The following is a 24,837-nucleotide window of genomic DNA, read 5'->3' on the forward strand; positions in this document are numbered from 1 at the left end:
GAACCTGTGGGAGCAAGACTTGCCCGCGATGAAGCTGACGCGGTCAGCCTTGCAACCGAGGCGTTTTCATCGCGGGCAAGCCTTGCTCCCACAGGACTGTGCCCCAATAAGACCCGGCTCGCTCTATAGTTTGTATGTGCACATAAAAACAAGAGGCACCCCATGTCCGACATCCTCTGGCAACCCGCCCCCGAACGCATCGCCCGGTCGCGCATGAACGCCTTTCGCCAGTTCATCAACGCGCGGCACCACCTGCAACTCAACGACTATCCCGCCCTGCACGCCTGGAGCATCGACCAGCGCGACGCCTTCTGGCAGGCCATCGTCGACTTCTTCGATATTCGCTTTCACCACGCGCCTACGCAAGTGCTGGTGGAAGGCCCCCACATGCCCAGCGCCCAATGGTTCCCAGGGGCGACACTGAATTTCGCCGAACACCTGCTGCGCCGTCGCGACGATGCCGTGGCAGTGGTGGCGGTCGACGAAAGCGGCGACCAGGCGCAGCTGACCTGGGCCGAACTGGCCGCCCACGTTGCCGGCCTGCAAAGAAGCCTGCAAGCTGCCGGCGTGACCCGAGGGGATCGTGTCGCCGCGTGCATGCCCAATACCTGGCAAACCCTGGTGGGCATGCTTGCCGCCACCAGCCTGGGCGCCATCTGGTCCTGCTCGTCGCCGGACTTCGGCACCCAAGGGGTGATCGACCGCTTCGGCCAGATCGAACCCAAGGTACTGATGACCTGCGCCGGTTACCGCTACGCCGGCAAGGTCATCGACCAGCGGACCAAGGTCAATGAAATCCTCGAACGACTGCCTTCGCTGCAACAACTGATCGTGCTGCCTTATGCCCGGCCCGATGCCGGCCTGGGCGATTTCAGGACCCCGGCCAATATTGCTTTGTGGGACGAGTTCTACCAACCCGGCGGCGAGCCGGCATTCACTAGCGTGCCGTTCGATCACCCGCTGTACATCCTCTATTCAAGCGGCACCACCGGCGTGCCGAAATGCATCGTCCACGGCACGGGCGGTGTCTTGCTGCAACATGTAAAGGAGCACGGCCTGCACGTCGACCTCGGTTCCGAGGATCGTCTGTTCTACTACACCACCTGCGGCTGGATGATGTGGAACTGGCTGGTCTCGGCGCTCGCCGTCGGCAGCGCCGTGATCCTCTACGACGGATCGCCGTTCCACCCCGGCCCCGAACGCCTGCTGGATCTGATCGACCAGCAGCGCATCAGCGTGTTCGGCACCAGCCCGAAATTCCTCGCGGCTCTGGAAAACCAGGGCCTGAAACCCCGGCAATCCCACGACCTGGGCAGCTTGAAGACCCTCCTGTCCACCGGCTCGGCGCTGGCGCCCCATAGCTACGACTATGTGTATCGCGACTTCAAGGCCGACGTCTGCCTGGCGTCGATGTCCGGCGGCACCGACATCGTGTCGTGTTTCGTCAACGGCAACCCACTGTCAGCGGTGCGTCGCGGCGAGATGCAAGGCAAGAGCCTGGGCATGGCGGTGCAGGTCTGGAACGAGGCCGGGCAAGCAATCATCGGCGAGAAAGGCGAACTGGTGTGCACCCGGCATTTCCCGGCGATGCCCATCGGCTTGTGGAACGATCCCCATCAGGAAAAGCTCCGTGCCTCCTACTTCAGTCAGTTTCCCGGCGTATGGGCCCAGGGCGACTACGCCGAAGAACTGCCCCACGGCGGTTTCCTGATCCACGGACGCTCCGATGCGGTGCTCAACCCCGGCGGTGTGCGTATCGGCACGGCGGAAATCTATCGGCAGGTGGAAAAAGTCGAGGAGGTGCTGGACAGCGTCGCCATCGGTCAGCAATGGCAAGGTGATGTGCGGGTGGTGCTGTTCGTGCGCTTGCGCGATGGCGTGGTGCTGGATGAAACGCTGGAGCAACGGATCCGCCAAGTCATCCGCGCCAACACCACACCGCGCCATGTCCCGGCGAAGATCCTGGCGGTCAGCGACATTCCACGGACCATCAGCGGCAAGGTAGTGGAACTGGCAGTGCGTAACGTGGTGCATGGCGAAGCCGTGAAAAACACCGATGCCCTGGCCAACCCCGAGGCGCTGGAGCAGTTTCGGGATCGGGTGGAGCTGGCTGTCTAGACGCAGCACAAACCGCTTTTCTGTGGCGAGGGGATTTATCCCCTCGCCACAGCGTCAATCCATCAACCCCCACTCCCCCGCCGCCGGATCACTCGCAGGTGCCGCGCCCGACTCGGCATGCAGCTTCAAACGCAAACGCAGATTGTTCGCCGAGTCGGCATTCTTCAAGGCTTCCTCCTCATCGATGGCCCCTTCGACCACCAGATGAAACAACGCCTGGTCAAAGGTCTGCATTCCCAGCTCCTCTGACTTTTCCATGATGCCCTTGAGTTCGCCCAACTCGTTGCGTCGGATCAGGTCGGCCACCGTGGGCGAGCCCAACATGACCTCCACGGCGGCCCGACGTTGCCCCGTGCGAGTGCGCACCAGACGCTGGGACACGAATGCCTTGAGGTTGTTGCCCAAATCATTGAGCAGCTGCGGCCGTCGCTCTTCCGGAAAGAAATTGATGACCCGGTCCAGGGCCTGGTTGGCGTTATGGGCATGCAGGGTGGAAATCACCAAGTGTCCGGTGTCGGCGAAGGCCAGGGCATGCTCCATGGTTTCACGGTCGCGGATTTCCCCGATCAGTACCACGTCCGGCGCCTGACGCAGGGTATTCTTCAGGGCGGCGTGGAAACTGCGGGTATCGACCCCCACTTCCCGTTGGTTGATGATCGACTTCTTGTGCCGATGGATATATTCCACCGGGTCTTCGATGGTAATGATATGGCCGCTGCTGTTGCGATTGCGGTAGTCGATCAGCGCCGCCAGGGAAGTGGACTTGCCCGAACCCGTCGCGCCGACGAACAGCATCAACCCCTGCTTCTGCATGATGGTGTCCAGCAGTATCTTGGGCAGCTTGAGGTCTTCGAAGCGCGGGATGTCCAGCTTGACGTTGCGTATCACCATCGATACGTCATTGCGCTGCTTGAAGATGTTGACCCGGAATCGCCCGACACCGGCCAGTGAAATGGCCAGGTTCATTTCCAGTTCCCGATCGAACTCAAGACGCTGTTCGGCGTCCATCAAAGACTCGGCGAGCCCGGCGATGTCGCCGACCTTGAACGCCTGGGTGCCCAATGGCTTGAGCGCACCCTCGAATTTGGCGCACGGTGGCGCACCGGTAGACAGGTAAAGGTCGGAGCCATCCTGGCTCGCCAGGATTCGCAACAAGGGATCAATTTCCATGGACTGAAACTTCCGCGAGATATCAATTAAACACGTTGACCCGAGCATGCAATCGTCCAGACCAACCCGCGCTTTCCTTTTCCAGAGGATAGTCGACACCACACGACATCCAGGAACTCCGAGATGAACGCAACACCCACCGGCAGCGTTACCCAGCGCCTGATCGCCCGACTGGACTGGACCTCGAGCCCGCTGGGCGCTCCCGAAACCTGGCCGCAAAGCCTGCGCACCGCCGTGGACATCGTGCTCCACTCCCCCATGTCCATGGCCTTGCTGTGGGGGCCGCAACTGGTCCACGTCTACAACGACGCCTTTTCCCGTCTGGCAGGTGACAAGCATCCCCGGGCCCTTGGCCAGCCCACCCATGAGGCCTGGCCCGAACTGCGTAGCGTGACCGAACCGATTTACCAAGGCGTGTTGCAAGGTCGTACGCACACCTGCCGCGACCAGTTATGGCGTCTGCCCTTTGCCGGCCGCCTCTGCGACCTCTGGCTGGACCTGACCTACAGCCCCGTGCGCGATGAAAGCGGCGCCGTGGCAGGCATTCTGGTCACCGCCATCGAGAGCAGCGAGCGGCGGCGCCTGGCCCTGGAGTTCGAACGACGCTCCGAGGCCAGCCTCAAGGCCCAGCAGGAAAGCGAAGAGCGCCTGCAACTGGCCCTCGCTGCCGCCGATGCGCTGGGCACGTGGGATTGGGACATCAGCGAAGATCGCTTCATCGCCGACGCGCATTTCGCCCTGCTGCATGGAGTCGATCCGAACCTGTCGCGACAACTGCCCATCAGCGCCTACCTCGAAGGCGTGCACCCCGAAGACCGGGCCATGGTGGCCCGCAGTATCAAGCATTGCATCACCCACGGCAGCGAATACGCCGAGGAATACCGCCTGCTGCAACCCGATGGTGAACTGCGCTGGGTATTCGTGCGCGGTCGTTGCTACAAGGACCGCCACGGTCGGCCCAAGCGCTTTCTCGGCGCGGCCCTGGACCTGACCGAGCGCAAGCGTACCGAACAGGCCCTTCGCCAGAGCCAGACCGAATTGCAGCTGATCATCAACGCCATGCCGGTGCTGATCAGCTATGTGGACCACGAAGAGCGTTTCCGCCTGAACAACAGTGCCTATCTGGATTGGTACGGCCTCACGCCCCAGGAGCTGTATGGCAAGACCATTCGCGAAGTACTCGGCGACGAGGCCTACGCCGCACGTGCCGAACAGATTGCCGGCGCCCTGGCGGGCAAACCCTGCAGTTTCGCCTTGCAGACCTCCCATCGCGACGGCCGGCCGCGCCACGCGCTGGTCAACTACCTGCCCCGCCACGGAGCAGACGGCGCAGTGAACGGCTTCTACATCTTTGTGATCGACGAGACTGAACGCAAGAAAACCGAGGAAGCCCTGCGGCACCTCAACGAAACGCTGGAAGAGCGGGTCATCGCTCGTACCCGAGAACTGGCCGAAGCCAACCAGCGCCTGCAAAGCGAGATGTTCGAGCGTGAACGTGCCGAAGAAGCCCTGCGCCACGCCCAGAAGATGGAAGCCGTGGGTCAGCTCACCGGCGGTATCGCCCACGACTTCAACAACATGCTGACCGGCATCCTGGGCAGTCTCGATCTGATGCAGCGCTACATTGCCAATGGCCGCGCCGCCGAGATCGGTCGCTTCACCGAAGCGGCCATGTCTTCGGCCAATCGCGCCGCGGCCCTGACCCATCGGCTGCTGGCGTTCTCCCGGCGCCAGTCTCTGGACCGCAAGCCGCTGAACCCCAACGACCTGGTGCATTCACTCGAAGACCTGCTGAGCCGGACCACGGGCGATCACATCCTGCTGCGACTGCAGTTGGCCGATGAACTTTGGCCGATCAGCACCGATGCCAGCCAGCTGGAAAACGCTCTGCTCAACCTGGTGATCAACGCCCGGGACGCCATGCCCGATGGCGGCGAGCTGACTATCGAAACCGCCAACATCTACCTCGACGGCAGCGATATCAGCACCCTGGAACCGGTCAAGGCCGGGGATTATGTGATGATCGCCGTCAGCGACAACGGTAGCGGCATGACTCCTTCCGTACTGGCCAAGGCCTTCGACCCCTTCTTCACCACCAAGCCCATCGGCCAGGGCACCGGCCTGGGATTGTCGATGATCTACGGGTTCGCCCAGCAGTCGGGCGGACACCTGAGCCTGGACAGCATGCCGGGCCAGGGCACGCGGGTGCAGTTGTACCTCCCGCGCCTGTACGTGGCACCGGCCGAGCAGCACACCCAGGCCGAGACCGTCGACACGCCAGCCGCGATTGCCGGGGAGACCGTGTTGCTGGTGGAAGACGAACCCGCGGTCCGGATGCTGGTGCTCGACTTGTTGGAAGCCCTGGGTTACGCCGCCCTGGAAGCCAAGGACGCCAAGACGGCCCTGCCATTGCTGGAGTCGGACCGGCGGATCGACTTGCTGGTCACCGACGTCGGCCTGCCCGGCATGAACGGTCGTCAATTGGCTGAAATTGCCCGCCAGCACCGGCCCGACCTGAAAGTGCTGTTCATGACCGGGTACGCGCAAAAGGCCGCCGAACGCCAGGGTTTCCTGGAACAAGGTATGGACATGGTCGCCAAACCGTTCACCCTGGATCTGTTGGCCAACAAGATTCGGACGATGATCAACCATGACACCTGACTTGAGGCATAATCGCCGCCCCGTCGCCCCACCACCGCTCAGGTCACCGCTGCAATGAAAGCCCAAGCCCGCCATATCCTGGTGAAAACCGCCGAAGAAGCCGAACAGCTCAAGCAACGCATCGCCAAGGGCGAAGCCTTCGATGTTCTGGCCAAAAAATACTCCACCTGCCCCTCCGGCAAGCGCGGTGGCGACCTGGGCGAAATACGGCCGGGGCAGATGGTCGGAGCGATCGATGCGGTGATCTTCAAGAAGCCGTTGCGGGTGGTGCATGGGCCGATCAAGAGCAAGTTCGGGTATCACCTGGTGCAGGTGTTCTATCGGGACTGACTGACGGGCCAAGCCCCTGTGGAAGCAACTGTGGGAGCAAGGCTTGCCCGCGATGAACGATAACGCGGCAGACTGAACGACCGCACCGCCTGTATCGCGGGCAAGCCTTGCTCCCACAGATTGCTCCCGCAGGTTATTCATGGGGTGTTTCCATTATTTGGGGATCAACGCCCCCGGCATCTGAATCACCCGGCTCGCCAGCCGATGCCCGGCCTCGGCGGCCTCTGCCGGACTGCCACCCAGCAAGCGGCTCGCCAGGTACGCAGCGCTGAACGAATCCCCCGCCGCTGTCGTATCCACCACGCGCTCGACCCGCTGGGCGGGAATCTCATAGGACAGCCCATCGCAACGGATCAGGCAGGCTTCGGCGCCACGTTTGAGCACCACTTCCGGCGTGCCGAACGATGCATACGCCGCGAACACCGCGTCGCAGTCGGCATGGCCAAACAGGGCCTGTTCGTCGTCCACCGTCAGCAGGGCCAGTTCCACGTACGGCAAGACACTGCGATAGGCCGCACGGGCCGCCTCCACTGACGCCCAGAGCCTGGGTCGATAGTTGTTGTCGAACACCACTTGGGCTCCCCGTCGCCGTGCCTGGATCAAGACTTCGATGAGCCTGGCCCGTCCTTGCTCACCGAGTACCGCCAGGGTTATACCGCTGAAGTACAGCACGTCGTAATCCGGCAACGCCGCCAGGATCGGCGCGGCCGCCGGCGTGGTGAAGCAATCGCGCACCGCCGCTTCGTTGCGCCAGTACAGGAACCGCCGCTCGCCTGTCGCGTCGGTCTGGATGCAGTACAAGCCCGGCAAACGTCCGGGCAAGCGCTGGACCCGGTCCAATCCGATATTTTCCGCCGCCCAGCTCTGGCACATGGCATCGCTGAAACTGTCATCGCCCAGAGCAGTGACGTAATCCACCGAGCCCTTGTCGCCCACGGCACGGGACAGGTACACCGCCGTGTTCAGGGTATCGCCACCGAAGCTCTGTTGCAGGCTGCCGTCGGCGCGTTGTTGCAGTTCGATCATGCATTCGCCGATCAGGGCGATGCGGGGTTTGGGAGCGTTCATGGGGGCGTCCTGATGGTTTTTTAGTGTCTGGCAGGTCGCTATCGCGAGCAGGCTCGCTCCCACAGGGTTCGTGGCGGCCACAGAGAATGTATTCGCAGCCAATCCAGTGTGGGAGCGGGCTTGCTCGCGAAGGCCGCGACGCGACCTCAAGTCTTAAAAACAAGTCTCCATGCTCTCGACCACCCGCAACTGCTCATCCACCAAACACCCCACCCGCCACTTGTCAAAGGTCAAACATGGGTGGGAAGTACCGAACGCAATGATGTCGCCCACCCGTAGCTCGATACCCGGCGCCACGTTCATGAACGCATGCTGGTCCATCACCGCCGTCACCTTGCAGCCGTTCAGGTCATCCCCAGTCACCGCCTCAGCCCCAGCCTTGAAGCGCTTGAGCGGCACCGGCAGCCCGGCGTCGTAGGCCACGTCGCGCTTGCCCAGGGCGATCACCGCGAAGCCCGGCTCCGGCAACGATTGCACATGAGCCCAGACTTCCAGGGCCGGGCGCAGGCCTTCGTGCAGGTCGCTGCGTCGCTCCAGCACGCAGCACTGGGCCTCCTTGTAGATGCCATGGTCGTGGGCCACGTAACTGCCGGGGCGCAGCACACTGAGGAAGCGTCCGTGGGCGTTCTGGGCTTCGAAGGATTCGGCGATCAGGTCGTACCAGGCCGACCCCGAGGCGGTGATGATCGGTTTGGCGATGGCGAAGGCGCCGGCGTCCTGCAACTGCACCGCCAGGCGCACCAGGGACGCGGCGAACGTGCGAATGCCGCTGATGGCATGGTCACCGTGGATCACGCCCTCGTAACCTTCGATACCCGTCAACGCCAAGGCCGGTTGCGCCCGGACAGCGTCGGCCAGGGCCAACACCTCGGCCTCGGTCCGGCACCCGCAACGACCGCCGACCACGCCGTATTCGATCATCACGTTCAGCCGAACACCCCGAGAGGCGAAGTACGCGCCCAGGTCCGCAACGTTGTCCGGATGATCCACCATGCAATGGAATTGGAATGTCGGATCGGCCAGCAAATCGGCGATCAACGCCATGTTCGGCGTTCCCACCAATTGGTTGGCCATCAGCACCCGGCGAACACCATGGGCGTAGGCGGCACGGGTCTGCACCGCCGTGGCAAGGGTCAAGCCCCAGGCCCCGGCATCGAGTTGCCGGCGAAACAGCGCCGGGGTCATGCTGGTCTTGCCGTGGGGTGCCAGCTCGGCACCGCTGTCGCTGACAAATTTTTGCATCCAGCGGATGTTGTGCTCCAACGCCTCGCGGTGCAGCACCAGGGCCGGCAGGCTGACGTCCCGCAGCAAGTATTGGCCGGCGGTGGCGGCGCCCTTTTCTACGGCAGCGTCATGAATGGCAGAAGACATGTTCGAACTCCTTACACGGCCGCAGGCAGCCGCGACGGTCTATTCATTGATGCGACGGGCCAGGTTGTTGGCGCTTTCGATCAGCACCCGGCGATAGTCGGCGTAATTGTTCCTGGCGTCGGCCCGAGGGGCGACGATGCACAGGGTCGCGATGGCAACGCCGTCCGGGTCTTTGACCGGTGCGGCGAAGCAGTGGGTAAAGGTGTCGGCCACGCTGTCGAAGGAGAAGAAGCCATCGACACCGGCCTGGCGGATTTCCTTGAGGAACTGCTCCACGGACAGACGCTCGCCGTCCGGCAGAATGAAGTCGTCAGGGTCGATCAGGTCGATGATCTGTTGATCACTCAAATGTGCCAGCAAGAGGCGACCGGAGGCCGTCCATGGGATCGGCGCGTTTTCGCCGATGTCCGAGGAAATGCGAAAATGCCGCTCGCCCTCCTTCATCAAGGCCACCGTGTACTTGCGCCCGTTGAGCAGGCACATCTGGGCGGTTTCACGGGTCTGTCTGACGATTTCCTGCAAGGCATGATCGGCCTCGCGGCTCAGGTCGAAATGCCGCAGGTGCGCCTGCCCGAGAAAGTACAACTGGCGGCCCAGGTAGACATGGCCGTCCTTGCCCACCGGCTCGAGGATGCGCCGCTCCAGCAGCGACGCCACCAGTTCGTAGACCGTGGACTTGGGGCTGCCGATGCCGCTGGCGATGTCATTCGGGCGCAGCGGCTGGCCGATTTCCTTGAGGAAATCGAGGATATCGAACGCCCGATCCAGTCCCCGGGCCCGGCGTTTGATGGTGTCTTCGGTCATGTCTTGGGTTCCCATTCAGTTGGCCCGGAGTTTAACCAGACAGTTGTGGCGCCTGGTAGATCGCTATCGCGGGCAAGCCTTGCTCCCACAGGTAAAATACTTGCTCTTATGGGAATAAGCCTGCTCCCACAGGCACAGCTTGATCTGTAGGAGCAAGGCTTGCCCGCGATGGGGCCTCACTTTTTCTTGTAGGCAATGCAATCGATCTCGACCTTGCAATCGACCATCATGCTGGCCTGCACACAAGCCCGGGCCGGCGCGTGTTCCGGGCTGAAGTATTCGCCGAACACTTTGTTGAAGCTCCAGAAATCCCGCGGATCGTCCAGCCACACGCCGCAACGCACGACGTCCTCCAGACCGTAGCCGGCCTCTTCGAGGATGGCGATCAGGTTCTTCATGGTCTGGTGCGTCTGCTCGACGATCCCCCCGGCAATGATCTCGCCATCCATCGCCGGCACCTGGCCGGACACATGCAACCAGCCGTCTGCCTCCACCGCGCGGGCGAATGGGCGAGGCTGACCGCCGCCTGCGGTGCTGCCGGTGCCGTAGCGCGTAATACTCATGGGTGTTTCTCCTTGTCGAATGGGATTAAAAACGTGTGTTCTTGAGAAATTCCGCCAGGCGCGGGGATTGCGGGCGTTCGAACAGCTCTTTGGGTGGTCCCTGCTCCTCGATGCGCCCCTGGTTCATGAACACGATCTTGTCGGACACCTCGAAGGCAAAGCGCATCTCGTGGGTCACCAGCAGCATGGTCATGCCGTCTTCGGCCAGGCCCTTGATCACATTCAGGACCTCGCCCACCAGTTCCGGGTCGAGGGCCGAGGTCACTTCATCGAACAGCATCAGGCTGGGATTCATGGCAATTGCGCGGGCAATCGCCACCCGCTGTTGCTGGCCGCCGGACAACTGACCGGGAAAATGATCGCGACGTTCCAGCAGCCCGACCCGCTCCAGCCATTTCTCGGCCAGGGCCACCGCTTCGTCCTTGTGCAGTTTTTTCACCTTGAGCAGGCCCAGGGTGACGTTCTGCAACGCGGTCAGGTGGGGAAACAGGTTGAATTGCTGGAAGGCCATGCCGGTCATGGCCCGGTGCCGGGCGATGACCTTTTCGGCGTGGCGCACGCGCTTGCCATCGACCTCTTCATAGCCGATGGACTCGCCGTCGAGCACGATCTGGCCGCCCTGGAATTCTTCCAGCATGTTCACGCAGCGCAGCAGCGTGGTCTTGCCCGAGCCGCTGGAGCCAATCAGCGTGACCACGTTGCCGCGCTGCATGCTCAGGTCCACACCCTTGAGCACTTCCAGTGGGCCGTATTGTTTGCGCAGACCGCGAATGTCCAGCAGCGGTCGGGCGTTGGTGGAAGTCGAAACGTCAGTCATGGCAAGGCCACCCGCTTTTCAATGTGCCGACCGAGCAATTCGATGGCGTAATTGATGATGAAAAAGAGAAACCCGGCGAACAGATAGAACTCCAGGGTCATGAAGGTCCGGGCGATGATCTGTTGAGTGCTGAGCAGCAGCTCGGCGACGCCGATCACCGACAACAGGGTCGAGGCCTTGACGATCTCGGTGGAGGAATTGACCCAGGTCGGCAGGATCTGCCGCAATGCCTGGGGCAACAGCACATAGCCCAACGCCTGGAAAAACGTCAGGCCGATGGCCTGGCTCGCTTCCATCTGCCCACGCGGTAACGCCTGCAAGGCACCGCGTACGATCTCGGCCACATGGGAGCCGCAAAACAGCGTCAGGCCCAGGACCCCGGCCTGGAACGCACCGATCTGCCAGCCCAGGGCCGGCGCCATGTAGAAGCAGGCCAGCACTAGCACGAACACCGGCGTGCCGCGAATCAGGTCGACATAGAAGCGAAACGGCGCGCGCATCCAGGTCCGGCCGTACGTCAGCACCAATCCGGCGAGCAGACCAATCAAGGTACCCAGCAAAATTGCCAATACCGAACACTGCACGCTAGTGAGGAATCCGGCCCACAGGGTGTCCCGGGCGACCCACAACTCATGCAACCAACTGGGGGATTCGTACATGGGACACTCCTAACGGCGGATCGCCAGGCGCTGCTCGAAATACCGCAACACCATGGCAATGAGGTAACAGGCCGCGACATACAGGGCCGTGGTCACCAGCCAGATTTCGATCACCCGGTAGCTCTCCACGTTGATCTTGCGGGCGTAGTAGGTCAGCTCCGGCACGGCAATCGCCGCCGCCAGGGAGGTGTCCTTGAACAGCGAAATGAAGTTGTTCGACAAGGCCGGCAACACGTTGCGCAGCATCACCGGCACGGTGATATAGGCTTTGACTTGCCACTCACCCAGGCCGATGGCCAGCCCTGCCTCGCGCTGGCCCTTGTGGATGCTCAGCAACCCGCCGCGGAACACTTCGGTCAGGTAGGCCCCGGCGTATAGCGAGAGCGTGATGACGAACGACGGCAGCTTGTCCAGGCGAATACCCAGGCTCGGCAAGGCGAAGTAGATCAACAGGATCAACACCAGGATCGGCGTGTTGCGGATCACCGTGACATACACCGACGCGGCGGCCCGCAGGAGCCGATGCTTGCTGAGCAGCGCGAACGCCATTGCCAGGCCGATCACGCAACCGATGGCGATCGACACCAGCGCCAAGGAAAGCCCCAGGCCGAGTCCCGCCAGCAAGGTGTCGAAATCGCGCCAGACGGCGGCAAAGTTCAACTGATAATTCATGGTCGACTGTACCTTCGACGGGACGCCTCACAGCGGCGCCCCGGCCCCATGGGATCATTTGTATTCGACAGGGAAACCGATCGCCGGCGACGGCAGCTCCACGCCGAACCACTGCTTGAACGACGCGGCATAGGTGGGGAACTCCACGCCAGTCATGGCTTCATGCAAGGTGGTATTGACGAAGTTCAGCCAGTCCTGGTCGCCGCGCTTGACCGCACAGGCGTAGGTCTGCGGGCTCCAGGCGTAGGCCGGGCTGCGGTAACGGCCGGGGTTCTGCACCATCAGATACTTGACCGAGGATTGGTCGGTGGCGGCGGCATCGGCGCGCCCGGAGTTCACGGCCTGATACATCAGGTCGACGCTGTCGTACTGATCGACCTTGGCTTTGGGCAGTGCCTGATGCACCAATTCTTCGGCGTAGACGTTCTGCAGAACCGCCACGGTGACACTGTCGCCGGCGGCCCTGAGGTCTTCGATTTCCTTGTATTTGCTATTGGCGGGCAGCAGCAGGCCGACACCTTCGCGGTAGTACGGCAAGGTGAAGGCCACTTGCTGGGCGCGGCTGGCGGTGACGGTGATGAACTGACAACTGATGTCGACCTTGTCGGTCAGCAGGTTGGGAATTCGCGCATCGGACGACTGCACCACGAACTCGACTTTCTCCGGGTCATTGAACAGGCCCTTGGCGACCATCCGCGCAATGTCGATATCAAACCCCTGCAACTTGCCATCCGCTCCCTGGAAGTGCCACGGCGCGTTGGTGCTGCCGGTGCCCACAATCAATTTCCCGCGTTGCAGCACACTGTCCAGCTTGCTATCGGCCGCCTGGGCGACACCCATGGCAGCCGTCGTGGCCGCGAAGAGAAAAACACACGCTTTGAACAAGGAAGGTCGGCGATGCATGGCTAGCACTCCACGATGGGTTTATTCCGTTATACCGGAATCAGGTATGTAACAACGGAATATACAGCAGAAAGTGTGCCACAGGATCAAGGCCTTTAGGGGAGGAAAAAGGAAAGTGATAGAAATCAGAAGGATGGGAAAAACGAGGCCTTGCCGGCGCGTGCGGCCGCGAGCCGATTGTTACCGTTGACAGCGGGTGTGCGGGTACCAAGGCCCCAAATCGGAGCCACGCGGTGCACCCTGTGGAAGCGAGCCTGCTCGCGATGGCGTCAGGTCAGCCTCATCTTCATTGACTGACATTCCGCTATCGCGAGCAGGCTCGCTCCCACAATGATTTGGCCACTGCCGCATTGGGAACAGGATCTAGCGTCCGCAAAACCTCACCCGAGACAACATCCGCAAGTCCCCGTCGCGGTAATAGTCATCACTCCAGCTGTCATCCGTTGCCAACGGCCTGACCTGCTTGAGCGCGAGTTTCTTTGCGAAATAACGAAACCGGTAATGCTCATAGAACCGCAGCAGTTCCAGCCCGTAGCGGTCGGCCAGGTCGGTGTCGCCCTGGATGATGAGGTAGTTCTCGTCGTTACCGCTGCTGGCCGCGGCGCTGAGGTTGTGGCTGCCGCTGATGATGGTCGGCGTGTCGCTGGTGAAGTCGGTGACGATGGCTTTGGTGTGCACCAGCAGGTTGCCCTTCTGGCCTTTCATGTTTTCCCTGAGCCAGCCTTCCAAACCGGTATTGAGCAGCGCCGTGGCGGCGAATTCCGCGGTGCGGTCGGCATGGAAACCGGTGATGCGGCTGGTGGTGTTTTGCAGGCCGTAGCGCAGGACGTCGTCGTGGGGCTTACCGAGCAAGGCGTCGAGGATCCGGTCAGGCAGGACGAATGCTGTGACGAACAGCAGGTCCTTGCGGGCGCCGTTGATGATGTCGACGAAGCGGTCCAGGTCGCCCTCTCCCGTGCGCGGCGAGAACCCGGCGAACAACGGCTGTTCCGGCTCCATGGGGTTGTTGCGATTGAGCCATTCACGGGTGGCATCGACGTCGCCGGGGGTCGCCCAGATTTGTTCGAAGACCTGGCGATAGCTGTCGCTCACCCTGGGATCGTCCAGTACATGAACGACATTCGCCTGGCGGTAGACGCCGTTGGCGGTGAAGTTGGTGCTACCGCACAAGACGGCCTCGGGCTGTAGCGCCCCGGCGCCATCGACTTTGCTCAGGACGATGAACTTGTCGTGGAAAATATTGTGGGTCACCCGTCCGCGCTTGTTGGCCGCCGGCAGTTTTTCAAGGCTGGCTTCGTTGCGCAACGTGGTGTCGTCGCCCGGCTCGGCGTGGTACAGCACCCGCACCTGTGCGCCACGGGCGTACGCAGCATTCACCGCATCGACGATCACTGGCAGCTCGTACTCGTAGATGGCGACATCCAAGGCCCAAGTGGCATCCAGCGCCCGGTCGATGAAACCGATCACGCGCCCCAGCAGGCCGTTTTCCAGCCAACGGCGTGGCGCATCGGGCCAGTCATCGATGGAGAGGTGCTTGTTGGCACTGATCAACGCATCCAGCTCGGGAAACTTGCGCTGGAACGCCTGGCTGGCGGCCACGGCACGATTGAAGATCACCCGCTGGCCGGCCGGCTGGCCGTTGTCGCTGGTGACCGTAACCTCCAGGGATTCCCCCAATTGCGGCGCATCGGGGCTGCCATAGGCCAGGTGCACGCGGTAGTGAATGGTCACGCCGGGATTGACGGCATAGTCGGCCCAGCGAAATTTCTGCAAGGGTGCCTTGTCGCTGGGCGTGGCGTGGAACTGGGGAAACGTGTGGGCCTTATCGGGGAAAGTCAGGCTGTTGAACAGGAACAGCCACGGCTTGTCGCCCTGTTGTTTTTCGATGGCAAAGCCCAGCAAGCCCTTGCGCCGGTGTTCGGCCAGGTCCATGGCAAGCAGCACGCCATTGGTGCCGGCGTAGGCCTTGACCCGGAAATCGTCCTGGGGGTTGGTGACAAGTACGCGCATGGTTCATTCCGTGTGAGGGCAGGCTGAGCATAGTGTAGTGATCCAACTCAGGTGTGCAGATCCGGGACCGAGGTGATGCCTTCGCGAGCAAGCCCGCTCCCACAAAGTCCGCGGCAGTCATCATTTCCGTTTGCGGCAGATTAAAGTGTGGGAGCGGGCTTGCTCGCGAAGACGTCCGACCAGAATTCAACCCTGTTACATCTGATCGATATGCCGATATTCAGCCCCCAGTTGTTCCGCCAACTGCCGGGCCCGACCCAACCGGATCGGGCCGCGCTCGATGTCGATCAACAGGCACGGGCATTCGAGAGGCGACAGCGAAAGTCCTTCCTTCACACGTCCGTCCGTCATCACCAGCACCCGCTGCCGCTCCGCCGGGAAACGCTTGCGTCGGGCAGCCAACCAGTGTCCGGCCTCATTTAACGCCGCCAGCAACGGCGTACCACCACCGGCGCCCAGATCATCGAGCCAATCCCGCAGCCCGGCTGAGGCCTTGAGCCCTTGCACCTGCCAGGTCGGGGCAACGCCGCTGGCCTTGAGCAGTGCCAACCGGGCGCGCTGTCGGTAAGCGTTGTCGAACAGTTGCGCCAGCAGGCCCTTGCCATCGCTCAAGGCCCGATGACGACGGGTCGAAGCCGAGGCATCCACGACCACCAGCCACAGCTCATGGGGCGAACGGTGGCGTTCCTGCAAACATAGGTCTTTACGCTGGCGCGGACGCCCGTTGAGCAAGGTAGCCGGCCAATTCACCGTGCCGCTGGCCGCCGCTTTACCGCGACCCTGGCGTCCCTGGCCCAACCGTCCCGCCCGGGGCCTGGCATCCGCCCCCACTGGCGAACGGGGGCGGATGCCTAGGGCTTTTTTGGCCAGATCGGCACGTCACGCCGGGCACCGGTCGGCAGCGCAGTGGCTGGCAGATCACCCCACTGGCCCTGGCTTTCCTTCGATTTCGAGGCCGTTTCAGCCGTGGGCGGTGCCTGGGACGGTGCCGGTGCCGGCATCGAATGGCCACGCCTGCGGTGACGCAAGGCAAATTCGGCCACGGCGTCGATGTCTTCAGTGTCGATGGCATCGGCACCGCGCCATGCGGCATGGGCCCGGGCGGCCCGCAGCCAGACCAGGTCGGCACGCAAACCGTCGACGCCGGCAGTGAAACAACGCTCAGTGATCTGCCCCAGTGAAACATCGTCCAGGGCAATGGTGGGCAACCGGTCGCGGGCTCGCTGGCAACGCTCGCGCAGCTGTTGCTGGGCCTCCGCCCACTCGGCGCAGAACGCCACGGGATCGCTGTCGAAATCCAGCCGCCGTCGAATGATCTGCCCACGCTCCGCCGGTGCGGTATGCCCGCCGAGCGCCACGTTCAGGCCGAAGCGATCGAGCAGTTGCGGACGCAGCTCGCCCTCTTCCGGGTTCATCGTGCCTATCAACACAAAACGTGCCGGATGCCGGTGGGAAATGCCATCGCGCTCGATCAGGTTGACGCCACTGGCCGCCACATCCAACAGCAGGTCCACCAGATGATCGGGCAGCAGGTTCACCTCATCGACGTACAGTACGCCACCGTCAGCCTTGGCCAGCACGCCGGGGGAAAACTGCGAGCGCCCTTCCCCCAGCGCCGCGTCGAGATCGAGAGTGCCCACCAGCCGCTCTTCAGTGGCGCCCAAGGGCAAGGTGACGAATTGCCCGCTCGCCAGCAGGTCCGCCAGGCCCCGTGCCAATGTCGACTTGGCCATGCCCCGCGGCCCCTCGATCAGCACGCCGCCGATTTTGGGGTCGATGGCGGCCAGGCACAGGGCCAGTTTCAGCGGGTCGGCGCCGACCACGGCGCAGAGCGGGAAATGGAGGTCGGTCATATCGGATATCTCATGGATGGTCGAGGGCCCCTTGAGGGTCCTCTTCTATGTCCAGCAACAAACTTTCCAGGGCCTCGCGATACGCCCCCGGATCCTGCCACATCCCCCGCTGCTGGGCTTCGAGCATGCGCTCGGTCATGTCCCGCAACGCGTCGGGATTGTGTTGGCGGACAAAGTCGCGGGTATCGGGGTCGAGCAGGTAGGCATCGGCCAGCAAAGCGTACTGGTGATCGTCGATCAATTGGGTGGTGGCGTCGAACGCAAACAGATTGTCCACCGTCGCCGCCAGTTCGAACGCGCCTTTGTAGCCGTGACGTTTGACCCCATCGATCCACTTGGGATTGGCCGCACGTGAGCGGATGACCCGGTTGAGTTCTTCCTTCAGGGTCCGGACCTTCGGCAGGTCCGGCTGGCTGTGATCGCCGTGGTAACTGGCCGCCGCTGCGCCGCTGAGGGTTTCCACGGCCGCCAGCATGCCGCCCTGGAACTGGTAGTAATCGTTGGAGTCGAGCAGGTCGTGCTCGCGGTTGTCCTGGTTCTGCAAGACCGCTTGCACCTGGCTCAGGCGCCGGGAGAACGATTCACGAGCAGCGGTGCCTTCATCGCCGGCACCGTAGGCGTAGCCGCCCCAGTTCAGGTACACCTCGGCCAAGTCTTCGCGGCTCTGCCACAGGCGGCCGTCGACCGCTCCCTGCACGCCCGCGCCGTAAGCGCCGGGCTTGGCGCCGAAGATCCGCCAACCGGCCTGACGGGCCGCCGCGTCCGGCTCGAGGCCCGACGCCAACAGTGCCTCGCGCTCGCAGCGCACCTTGGCTGCCAGCGGGTTCATGTCATCCGGCTCATCGAGGGCGGCAACGGCTTGCACCGCCGCGTCGAACAACCGGATCAGGTTGGCGAAGGCGTCCCGGAAGAACCCGGACACCCGCAATGTCACATCGACCCGAGGCCGGTCCAGCAGGCTCAACGGCAAGATCTCGAAATCATCGACCCGCTGGCTGCCCGTGGCCCACACGGGACGCACGCCCATCAGCGCCATGGCCTGGGCAATGTCGTCGCCGCCGGTGCGCATGGTGGCGGTGCCCCACACCGAGAGGCCAAGCTGACGCAGATGATCGCCGTGGTCCTGCAAATGCCGTTCGAGTATCAGGTTCGCCGATTGGAAACCGATGCGCCACGCCGTGGTGGTGGGCAGGTTGCGCACGTCCACCGAGAAAAAATTGCGCCCGGTGGGCAGCACGTCCAGGCGTCCTCGACTCGGCGCGCCGCTTGGGCCGGCCGGTACGAAGCGACCGCTCATTGCATCGAGCAGGCCACGCATTTCTGCCGGGCCGCAGGCGTCCAGACGAGGGGCCACGACGGATCGCAGATGCTCGACGATGCAGCCCACCGCCTCCCACCCCGGTGCATGCAGTTGCTCGACCTCGCCCGCCAGGGCCTGCTCGATCAACTGCCCGGCGAACAATTCCAGGCGCTCCCGGGTGTCGCCCAGGGTGCGCCAAGGTTCATCGCTGACCCGACGCAAGGCCTCGGGACAGGCCCCGTTCCAGGGCTCGGCCAACGCGCAATCCAACGGATCGAAACCCAGCTCGAAAGCCTTGGCCAGCGCCCGCAACACACTCGACTGCGCGCCCTTGCCATCGCCCCGGGGAATGCGCAGCAACGCCAGCAAGGTGTCGATGCGCAGCCGGCCAGTGGGGGATTCACCGAAGATGTGCAGGCCATCGCGGATCTGCGACTCCTTCAGGTCGCACAGGTAAGTGTCCAGGCGCGGCAGCCAGATCGCCGCATCGGCTTCGCCGTCCAGCTCAAGTTCACGGTCGATATGGGTTTCGCGCACCAGATCGAGGATGTCTCGCTGCAATTCCCGGGCACGGCGAGGGTCGAGCAACTGTGCTTCGTAGTATTCGTCAGCCAACAGTTCGAGATTGCGTAGCGGCCCGTAGGTTTCGGCCCGGGTCAGTGGCGGCATCAGGTGATCGATGATCACCGCCTGGGTCCGCCGCTTGGCCTGGGCCCCCTCGCCCGGATCGTTGACGATGAACGGATAGATATTCGGCAACGGCCCCAGCAGCGCGTCCGGCCAGCAGCTTTCCGACAACCCGACACCCTTGCCGGGCAGCCATTCGAGGTTGCCGTGCTTGCCGACATGAATGACCGCGTGGGCGCCATAGGCGTGGCGCAGCCAGAAATAGAACGCCAGGTAACCGTGAGGCGGCACCAGATCCGGATCGTGGTACACCGCGCTCGGATCGACCTGATACCCCCGGGCCGGCTGGATGCCGACGAACGTCAGGCCCAGGCGCAGGCCAGCAATCATCAGTCGGCCCTGGCGGAACATCGGATCCTGCTCGGGACCGCCCCAGCGTTCGAATACGGCTCTGCGGTTGGCCTCGGGCAGTGCGTCGAACATCGTCTGGTAAGCTTCCAGTGCCAGGCTCTGGTGGCAAGGTCGCAGGTCGAGGCTGTCCAGATCATTGCTGACACCGCCGAGTAGCTGCTGGATCAACGCCGTCCCGGTGGCAGGTAATTCGGTCGGCAGCGGATAGCCCTCCGCCCGCAAGGCCCGCAGGATGTTCAACGCTGCTGCGGGGGTGTCCAGGCCCACCCCGTTGCCGATGCGCCCGTCCCGGGTCGGGTAGTTGGCGAGGACCAGCGCCACACGTTTCTCTGCGTTGGGCAGGCGCGCCAGGGTGGTCCAGCGCCGGGCCAGTTCGGCGACGAAATCCATGCGCTCGACGGCCGCCCGGTAACAGACCACGTCGCTCTGGCTGCGCTCGCTGCGCCAGGCCAGGTCCTTGAAGCTGATGGGGCGACTGATGATCCGTCCGTCCAGCTCCGGCAGGGCAATGTGCATGGCCAGATCTCGCGGCCCTAACCCCTGCTCACTGGCGCGCCAACCGGGCTCGTTGTCCTGGGCGCAGATGGCCTGGATTACCGGAATGTTGCGGCGGAACGGGCGCAGGTGCGGCGCTTCGGGACTGGACTGGGCGAATCCGGTGGTGTTGAGGATCACCCCTGCCTCGACCTCGTCCAGCCAGTCTTCGACCTGTGCCAGACAACCGGGCTCCTTGAGGCTGGCGACTGCCATCGGCAAGGGATTGAGCCCCGCCGCTTGCAGCCGCTGACAGAACACGTCGATAAACGCGGTATTCGCCGCTTGCAAGTGAGAACGGTAGAACAGCACCGCCGCCACTGCTTGATCGGCCTGCCAGCCGGCTCGCCAATCGTCGAGGGTGGCGCTGGTTTTGTCTGGGTGATAGAGGGCTGTGCGCGGCAGGGTTTGCGGTTCACCCCAAGGGTAATCGCGGCCGAACCATTGGCTGGCAAGCTGATGGAACAGGTCAAGGGCATTGCCCAGACCGCCCTGACGCAGGTACTGCCAGAGCCGGTCGCGGTCGGCGGCGGGCACGTTGCTCAAGTTGCTGAGTTCCGGGTCCGGCCGGTCGTCCCCCGGCACCAGGATCAGTTTCACGCCACGCCCGGCCAGTTCCATCAGGCGTTCGATGCCATAGCGCCAATAGCCGATGCCGCCATGCAGCGACAACAGGATGACCTTGGCGTGACGCAATACATCTTCGAAATACAGGTCCACCGACGCGTGATTCTGCACCTGCATCGGGTTGGCCAGACGGAATTGGGGATAATCGTCCGGCAACTGCCGCGCCGCTTCGGCCAGCAGCGCCAGGCTGCTGTCGCCGCTGCACAGGATCACCAGCTCGGCGGGGGTTTGCCCCAGGTCGGCGATGTTGTCATCCGACACGAAACCGCCGGGCTGGGTCCTGAGCAGGTGCATGGCTTAGGCGCCGAGTGCGGCGCGCAGCTGCGCTTCAAGCTGAGTGGCGTCCAGGGTCTGGCCGATCAGCACCAGGCGGGTGACCCGCGCTTCTTCGGCGCCCCACTGGCGGTCGAAATGCTTGTCGAAGCGCGTGCCTACCCCCTGGATCAACAGGCGCATCGGCTTGTTGGGGATCGCTGCGAACCCCTTGACCCGCAGCACGTTGTGCTGGACCACCAATTGGGTCAGTGCGTCCAGCAGCAGGCTTTCGTCGGCCTGTGGCAGTTCGATGGAAATGGAATCGAAGGCGTCATGGTCGTGGTCGTCATCGTCGCCGTCATGGTGATGATCGTGGTGACTGTGACGGCTGTCGATGTGCTCTTCGGAGCCGGCGCCCAGGCCGATCAGCACGTCCAGCGGCAGGCGGCCGCTGCTGGCTTCGATGACCTTGACCGCCGGCGGCAGCTCCTCGGCAACCTCCAGGCGCACTTTCGCCAGATCGTCCGGGCTGATGAGGTCAGCCTTGTTGAGGATCACCAGGTCGGCGCTGGCCAGTTGATCGGCGAACAGCTCGTGCAGCGGAGATTCGTGGTCCAGGTTCGGGTCGAGCTTGCGCTGGGCATCCACCTGCTCCGGGAAAGCGGCGAAAGTGCCAGCGGCCACGGCCGGGCTGTCGACCACGGTGATCACCGCATCGACGGTGCAGGCACTGCGGATTTCCGGCCACTGGAAGGCCTGGACCAGCGGCTTGGGCAGCGCCAGCCCGGAGGTTTCGATGAGGATATGGTCGAGGTCGCCACGGCGTGCGACCAACTCACGCATCACCGGGAAGAATTCCTCCTGCACCGTGCAGCACAGGCAGCCGTTGGCCAGTTCATAGACGCGGCCGCTGGCTTCTTCCTCGGTGCAGCCGATGGAACATTGCTTGAGGATCTCGCCGTCGATGCCCAGCTCGCCGAACTCGTTGACGATGACTGCGATACGCCGGCCCTGGGCGTTGTCGAGCATGTGCCGCAGCAAGGTGGTCTTACCCGAGCCGAGGAAACCGGTGACGATGGTGACGGGGAGCTTGGCCAGTGTTTTCATCGGATGCCCTTTGGCAAGGTGGCGGGCAAACGGGACGACAACCGCTGGCACAGGCATGCGCGGAAGATTTCGCCACCGGATCACCCCGCCCGGTTGTAATGAGAAGTCTGTCTCGAGGCAGGTCTCCTGGCTGACGGCGGGCCGGTCCGGCTTTTATATAAACCTGGACTGACATTTCCTGCGCCTTCCCGTGCGCCCTTTCAGGGTATGCACAGTGGCCTGGCAGGCACATCACCGTTCACAGTTGCGGGGGCAGCCGCGGCTTGGACCGCGTTCCCTTCTTAGCTTCGACGCGTGTCGAAGAACCTCGAAGGCGCAAGGCTACGCAGGGTATGGGGGCGGGTCAATGTCTTCGAGTTCTGTGGTGTCTGTGCCGGCCCCATCGCGAGCAGGCTCGCGATGGCCGCGACTCGGTATCGGCCTGTAATTGACGCCCCGCCCCCACCCATGCTTTCCTGTGCGCTTGTTATGGGTGCCCTTCACAGGGTGAAACGGGAAACCGGTGAATCGTGTGCTTTACTCCAAGGCCACGACAGTCCGGTGCTGCCCCCGCAACGGTAAGCGAGCGAAGCGTCTGAGCCACTGTGTCCGATGACATGGGAAGGTGACGCTTGCAGGCAAGGCGCAGGCCCTGCCCCTCGTGAGCCCGGAGACCGGCCCACGACTCAAACACTGACAAACCCGCGGTGGGCGGGCGCTGTTCGATCCCTGGCGGGCTTTGGCCCGGGGTTTCCTTGCGCTCGACTCACCCACTGGACAACAACAGAGGGACGCCATGTCGACCATCAGCACCACCGCCCGCTCCGCCAGCAGCACCAGCACCCTGAGCCAACGCCTGAGCGCGGCGATCCTCGCCTCGATCATAGGCGCGGCGCTGGTGTATTTCGCCGGTTTCTCCCACATCGAAGCGGTGCACAACGCCGCCCACGACACCCGCCACAGCGCCGCCTTTCCCTGCCACTGAGACCTGCCACCATGTTCAAGCGAATCGCCCGGACCGCCGGTTTCAGTGGATTGCTGGCCGCCCTGCTGCTGACGCTCCTGCAAAGTCTCTGGGTGTCGCCACTGATTCTGCAGGCCGAAACCTACGAAAAAGCGCCGGCCGCCGAAGTCCATCAGCACGCCGACGGTGTTGCCCACACCCACGATGCCGGAGCCTGGGAACCGGAAGACGGTTGGCAACGCGTGCTCTCCACCACCGGCGGCAATCTGGTGGTCGCGGTGGGTTTCGCCCTGATGTTGGCGGGCCTGTACACCTTGCGCGCGCCGGCCCGCACGTCCCAGGGCTTGCTTTGGGGCCTGGCCGGCTATGCCACCTTCGTCCTGGCGCCGACCCTCGGCCTGCCACCGGAGCTCCCCGGTACAGCCGCTGCCGACCTGGCTCACCGGCAGATGTGGTGGATCGGTACCGCGGCGTCCACGGCGGTGGGTATCGCCCTGATTGCGTTCGGCCGACATGGTTTGCTCAAACTGCTGGGCCTGGCGACCCTCGTGGTGCCCCACGTGATCGGCGCACCGCAACCGGAAGTTCACTCGATGCTGGCGCCCGAAGCGCTTGAAAGCCAGTTCAAGATCGCCTCGCAACTGACCAACATTGCGTTCTGGCTGGCCCTGGGCCTGATCAGCGCCTGGCTGTTCCGCCGTGGCGACCCGGCTCATCACGACGCGTGAACCACATTCTGGTGGCGGGTCTTGGCTGTCGCCGGGGTTGCTCCGCCGAGACGTTGCGGGCCCTGCTTGAGCAAACGCTGCGGGCCCACGGCATTGAGCTGAATGAACTACAGGCCCTGGCGAGTATCGACCTCAAGCGCAACGAGCCGGGCCTGCTGCAACTGGCCGAACAACTGGCACTGCCGCTGATCTGCTTCAGCGCTGTCCAGCTGGCGGGTTATGATCAACGGCTCAGCCACCGCTCACAGAGCGCATTCGAACGCACCGGCTGTTACGGCGTTGCCGAGAGCGCGGCGCTGGCCCTGGCCGAGCAGTTGGGCACCCCACCCGCCAGGCTGCGGATTCTCCGCCAGAAAAGCCCTCAGGCGACGCTGGCGTTGGCGGTCAGCTGTTAAAAACCGATAATCGTCCTCCCTGGATCATGAGCGCTTCTCATCCAGGCGTCGCCCCACCCTCTTTTAGGAACCGGTCATGACCGTTTACTTCATCGGCGCCGGCCCCGGCGATCCGGAACTGATTACCGTCAAGGGCCAGCGCTTGATTCGCAATTGTCCGGTGATCATCTATGCCGGCTCCCTGGTGCCGGTGGCCGTCCTTGAAGGTCACAATGCAGAACGGGTGATCAACAGCGCCGAACTGCACCTGGAGCAGATCATCGAGTTGATCAGGAGCGCCCATCTCAAGGGCCAGGACGTGGCCCGCGTGCATTCTGGCGACCCGAGCCTGTACGGCGCCATTGGCGAGCAGATTCGCGTCCTGCGGGAACTGGATATCCCCTTCGAGATCATCCCCGGCGTCACCGCCACCTCCGCCTGCGCCGCCCTGCTGGGTGCCGAACTGACGTTGCCGGACGTGTCCCAGAGCGTGATTCTCACCCGCTATGCCGATAAAACCGTCATGCCCGCCGGAGAAGAACTGAGCAGCCTCGCGCAGCACGGCGCGACCCTGGCGATTCACCTGGGGGTCAATCATCTGGAAAAAATCGTCGAGGAGTTACTGCCCCACTACGGCGCGGATTGTCCGATTGCCGTGATTCATCGAGCCACCTGGCCGGATCAGGATTGGGCGATGGGTACGCTGGCCGACATCGCGGCACGGGTGCAGGCCAAGGGCTTTCGCCGCACGGCGCTGATTCTGGTGGGACGGGTATTGGGCAATGACCTTTTCAGCGAATCGTCGCTGTACCGCGCCGGGCATGCCCATCTCTATAGGCCTTGAGGTGTACGAATACCTTGTGGGAGCGGGCTTGCTCGCGAAAGCTGTGGGTCAGCTTGCAACGATGCAGGAGCAAGCCCGGCTCCACCAA

At 63.3% G+C, this 24,837-nt stretch carries 21 protein-coding genes and 2 riboswitches; of the genes, 7 read left to right on the top strand and 14 right to left on the bottom strand.

From position 1 onward, the window contains the following. The first annotated feature begins 162 nt into the window (after window positions 1-162). Window positions 163-2,118 carry an acetoacetate--CoA ligase gene (locus LCU97_RS18325; RefSeq protein ID WP_232777412.1) on the top strand — a complete coding sequence of 652 codons (1,956 nt, stop codon included), beginning with the start codon at window positions 163-165 and terminating at the stop codon, window positions 2,116-2,118. 54 nt (window positions 2,119-2,172) lie between these two features. Here LCU97_RS18325 and LCU97_RS18330 read toward each other — a convergent pair whose 3' ends face one another. Continuing rightward, window positions 2,173-3,288: a PilT/PilU family type 4a pilus ATPase gene (locus LCU97_RS18330; RefSeq protein WP_053154233.1), complete on the bottom strand. Its 1,116-nt coding sequence runs from the start codon at window positions 3,286-3,288 to the stop codon at window positions 2,173-2,175. Between the two features lie 123 nt (window positions 3,289-3,411). Between LCU97_RS18330 and LCU97_RS18335 the strand changes: the two genes are divergently transcribed. Next, window positions 3,412-5,949: a hybrid sensor histidine kinase/response regulator gene (locus tag LCU97_RS18335; RefSeq protein ID WP_232777413.1), complete on the top strand. Its 2,538-nt coding sequence runs from the start codon at window positions 3,412-3,414 to the stop codon at window positions 5,947-5,949. Between the two features lie 54 nt (window positions 5,950-6,003). Further along, a complete protein-coding gene (locus LCU97_RS18340) occupies window positions 6,004-6,279 on the top strand; it encodes a peptidylprolyl isomerase (protein WP_053154239.1) in 276 nt (91 codons plus the stop codon). Between the two features lie 153 nt (window positions 6,280-6,432). Here LCU97_RS18340 and kdgK read toward each other — a convergent pair whose 3' ends face one another. The 13 genes from kdgK to cobW all read right to left on the bottom strand — a co-directional run bounded on the left by kdgK (window position 6,433) and on the right by cobW (window position 21,860). Continuing rightward, window positions 6,433-7,347: a 2-dehydro-3-deoxygluconokinase gene (gene kdgK, locus LCU97_RS18345; protein ID WP_232777414.1), complete on the bottom strand. Its 915-nt coding sequence runs from the start codon at window positions 7,345-7,347 to the stop codon at window positions 6,433-6,435. A 153-nt stretch (window positions 7,348-7,500) separates the two neighbouring features. After that, window positions 7,501-8,718: an amino acid deaminase gene (locus tag LCU97_RS18350; RefSeq protein WP_232777415.1), complete on the bottom strand. Its 1,218-nt coding sequence runs from the start codon at window positions 8,716-8,718 to the stop codon at window positions 7,501-7,503. A 39-nt stretch (window positions 8,719-8,757) separates the two neighbouring features. Continuing rightward, entirely contained in the window at window positions 8,758-9,522 is a 765-nt protein-coding gene (locus LCU97_RS18355; protein ID WP_053154249.1) for an IclR family transcriptional regulator, read from the bottom strand. 176 nt (window positions 9,523-9,698) lie between these two features. Next, window positions 9,699-10,085, bottom strand: a complete 387-nt coding sequence (locus LCU97_RS18360) for a RidA family protein (protein WP_053154252.1) — start codon at window positions 10,083-10,085, stop codon at window positions 9,699-9,701. A 25-nt stretch (window positions 10,086-10,110) separates the two neighbouring features. After that, window positions 10,111-10,902 carry an amino acid ABC transporter ATP-binding protein gene (locus LCU97_RS18365; RefSeq protein ID WP_053154255.1) on the bottom strand — a complete coding sequence of 264 codons (792 nt, stop codon included), beginning with the start codon at window positions 10,900-10,902 and terminating at the stop codon, window positions 10,111-10,113. Beyond that, entirely contained in the window at window positions 10,899-11,561 is a 663-nt protein-coding gene (locus tag LCU97_RS18370; RefSeq protein ID WP_053154257.1) for an amino acid ABC transporter permease, read from the bottom strand. The genes LCU97_RS18365 and LCU97_RS18370 overlap by 4 nt, the downstream gene beginning before the upstream one ends. A gap of 9 nt (window positions 11,562-11,570) precedes the next feature. Further along, the gene (locus LCU97_RS18375) at window positions 11,571-12,233 is read right to left on the bottom strand and encodes an amino acid ABC transporter permease (protein WP_232777416.1); all 663 of its coding nucleotides are present in this window, start codon (window positions 12,231-12,233) and stop codon (window positions 11,571-11,573) included. A gap of 54 nt (window positions 12,234-12,287) precedes the next feature. After that, on the bottom strand, window positions 12,288-13,136 hold the full coding sequence (locus LCU97_RS18380) for a transporter substrate-binding domain-containing protein (RefSeq protein ID WP_232777417.1): 849 nt from the start codon (window positions 13,134-13,136) through the stop codon (window positions 12,288-12,290). Window positions 13,137-13,499: 363 nt separating this feature from the next. Continuing rightward, window positions 13,500-15,146: a phospholipase D-like domain-containing protein gene (locus LCU97_RS18385; protein ID WP_232777418.1), complete on the bottom strand. Its 1,647-nt coding sequence runs from the start codon at window positions 15,144-15,146 to the stop codon at window positions 13,500-13,502. A 195-nt stretch (window positions 15,147-15,341) separates the two neighbouring features. Beyond that, window positions 15,342-15,944 (bottom strand): vWA domain-containing protein, encoded by a 603-nt coding sequence (locus tag LCU97_RS18390; RefSeq protein ID WP_269802975.1) that lies wholly within the window; start codon window positions 15,942-15,944, stop codon window positions 15,342-15,344. A 53-nt stretch (window positions 15,945-15,997) separates the two neighbouring features. Beyond that, on the bottom strand, window positions 15,998-16,999 hold the full coding sequence (locus tag LCU97_RS18395) for an ATP-binding protein (RefSeq protein ID WP_232777419.1): 1,002 nt from the start codon (window positions 16,997-16,999) through the stop codon (window positions 15,998-16,000). Window positions 17,000-17,009: 10 nt separating this feature from the next. Then, a complete protein-coding gene (gene cobN, locus LCU97_RS18400; RefSeq protein ID WP_232777420.1) occupies window positions 17,010-20,792 on the bottom strand; it encodes a cobaltochelatase subunit CobN in 3,783 nt (1,260 codons plus the stop codon). Window positions 20,793-20,795: 3 nt separating this feature from the next. Further along, window positions 20,796-21,860, bottom strand: coding sequence for a cobalamin biosynthesis protein CobW (gene cobW / locus LCU97_RS18405; RefSeq protein WP_053154276.1), 1,065 nt, complete (start codon window positions 21,858-21,860; stop codon window positions 20,796-20,798). 99 nt (window positions 21,861-21,959) lie between these two features. After that, window positions 21,960-22,185: riboswitch (cobalamin riboswitch) on the bottom strand. A 128-nt stretch (window positions 22,186-22,313) separates the two neighbouring features. Beyond that, window positions 22,314-22,536, top strand: a riboswitch (cobalamin riboswitch). 99 nt (window positions 22,537-22,635) lie between these two features. Between cobW and LCU97_RS18410 the strand changes: the two genes are divergently transcribed. From LCU97_RS18410 to cobM, 4 genes are all read left to right on the top strand, one after another. After that, the gene (locus LCU97_RS18410; RefSeq protein WP_053154287.1) at window positions 22,636-22,824 is read left to right on the top strand and encodes a CbtB domain-containing protein; all 189 of its coding nucleotides are present in this window, start codon (window positions 22,636-22,638) and stop codon (window positions 22,822-22,824) included. 11 nt (window positions 22,825-22,835) lie between these two features. Next, complete coding sequence (locus tag LCU97_RS18415) at window positions 22,836-23,531, top strand: CbtA family protein (protein ID WP_232777422.1); 696 nt, start codon at window positions 22,836-22,838, stop codon at window positions 23,529-23,531. Beyond that, the gene (locus LCU97_RS18420; RefSeq protein ID WP_232777423.1) at window positions 23,528-23,926 is read left to right on the top strand and encodes a cobalamin biosynthesis protein; all 399 of its coding nucleotides are present in this window, start codon (window positions 23,528-23,530) and stop codon (window positions 23,924-23,926) included. Before LCU97_RS18415 ends, LCU97_RS18420 begins: the two co-directional genes overlap by 4 nt. Window positions 23,927-24,002: 76 nt before the next feature. After that, window positions 24,003-24,749, top strand: a complete 747-nt coding sequence (cobM, locus tag LCU97_RS18425; RefSeq protein ID WP_232777424.1) for a precorrin-4 C(11)-methyltransferase — start codon at window positions 24,003-24,005, stop codon at window positions 24,747-24,749. The last annotated feature ends 88 nt before the right edge of the window (window positions 24,750-24,837 follow it).

The sequence above is a fragment of the Pseudomonas uvaldensis genome (genome assembly GCF_021271205.1).
Taxonomy (GTDB): domain Bacteria; phylum Pseudomonadota; class Gammaproteobacteria; order Pseudomonadales; family Pseudomonadaceae; genus Aquipseudomonas; species Aquipseudomonas uvaldensis.

Excerpts from the sequence above, each read along its gene's own strand:
- LCU97_RS18325 (WP_232777412.1), top strand. The coding sequence starts at position 163 with ATGTCCGACATCCTCTGGCAACCCGCCCCCGAACGCATCGCCCGGTCG.
- LCU97_RS18330 (WP_053154233.1), bottom strand. The coding sequence starts at position 3,288 with ATGGAAATTGATCCCTTGTTGCGAATCCTGGCGAGCCAGGATGGCTCC.
- LCU97_RS18335 (WP_232777413.1), top strand. The coding sequence starts at position 3,412 with ATGAACGCAACACCCACCGGCAGCGTTACCCAGCGCCTGATCGCCCGA.
- LCU97_RS18340 (WP_053154239.1), top strand. The coding sequence starts at position 6,004 with ATGAAAGCCCAAGCCCGCCATATCCTGGTGAAAACCGCCGAAGAAGCC.
- kdgK (WP_232777414.1), bottom strand. The coding sequence starts at position 7,347 with ATGAACGCTCCCAAACCCCGCATCGCCCTGATCGGCGAATGCATGATC.
- LCU97_RS18350 (WP_232777415.1), bottom strand. The coding sequence starts at position 8,718 with ATGTCTTCTGCCATTCATGACGCTGCCGTAGAAAAGGGCGCCGCCACC.
- LCU97_RS18355 (WP_053154249.1), bottom strand. The coding sequence starts at position 9,522 with ATGACCGAAGACACCATCAAACGCCGGGCCCGGGGACTGGATCGGGCG.
- LCU97_RS18360 (WP_053154252.1), bottom strand. The coding sequence starts at position 10,085 with ATGAGTATTACGCGCTACGGCACCGGCAGCACCGCAGGCGGCGGTCAG.
- LCU97_RS18365 (WP_053154255.1), bottom strand. The coding sequence starts at position 10,902 with ATGACTGACGTTTCGACTTCCACCAACGCCCGACCGCTGCTGGACATT.
- LCU97_RS18370 (WP_053154257.1), bottom strand. The coding sequence starts at position 11,561 with ATGTACGAATCCCCCAGTTGGTTGCATGAGTTGTGGGTCGCCCGGGAC.
- LCU97_RS18375 (WP_232777416.1), bottom strand. The coding sequence starts at position 12,233 with ATGAATTATCAGTTGAACTTTGCCGCCGTCTGGCGCGATTTCGACACC.
- LCU97_RS18380 (WP_232777417.1), bottom strand. The coding sequence starts at position 13,136 with ATGCATCGCCGACCTTCCTTGTTCAAAGCGTGTGTTTTTCTCTTCGCG.
- LCU97_RS18385 (WP_232777418.1), bottom strand. The coding sequence starts at position 15,146 with ATGCGCGTACTTGTCACCAACCCCCAGGACGATTTCCGGGTCAAGGCC.
- LCU97_RS18395 (WP_232777419.1), bottom strand. The coding sequence starts at position 16,999 with ATGACCGACCTCCATTTCCCGCTCTGCGCCGTGGTCGGCGCCGACCCG.
- cobN (WP_232777420.1), bottom strand. The coding sequence starts at position 20,792 with ATGCACCTGCTCAGGACCCAGCCCGGCGGTTTCGTGTCGGATGACAAC.
- cobW (WP_053154276.1), bottom strand. The coding sequence starts at position 21,860 with ATGAAAACACTGGCCAAGCTCCCCGTCACCATCGTCACCGGTTTCCTC.
- LCU97_RS18410 (WP_053154287.1), top strand. The coding sequence starts at position 22,636 with ATGTCGACCATCAGCACCACCGCCCGCTCCGCCAGCAGCACCAGCACC.
- LCU97_RS18415 (WP_232777422.1), top strand. The coding sequence starts at position 22,836 with ATGTTCAAGCGAATCGCCCGGACCGCCGGTTTCAGTGGATTGCTGGCC.
- cobM (WP_232777424.1), top strand. The coding sequence starts at position 24,003 with ATGACCGTTTACTTCATCGGCGCCGGCCCCGGCGATCCGGAACTGATT.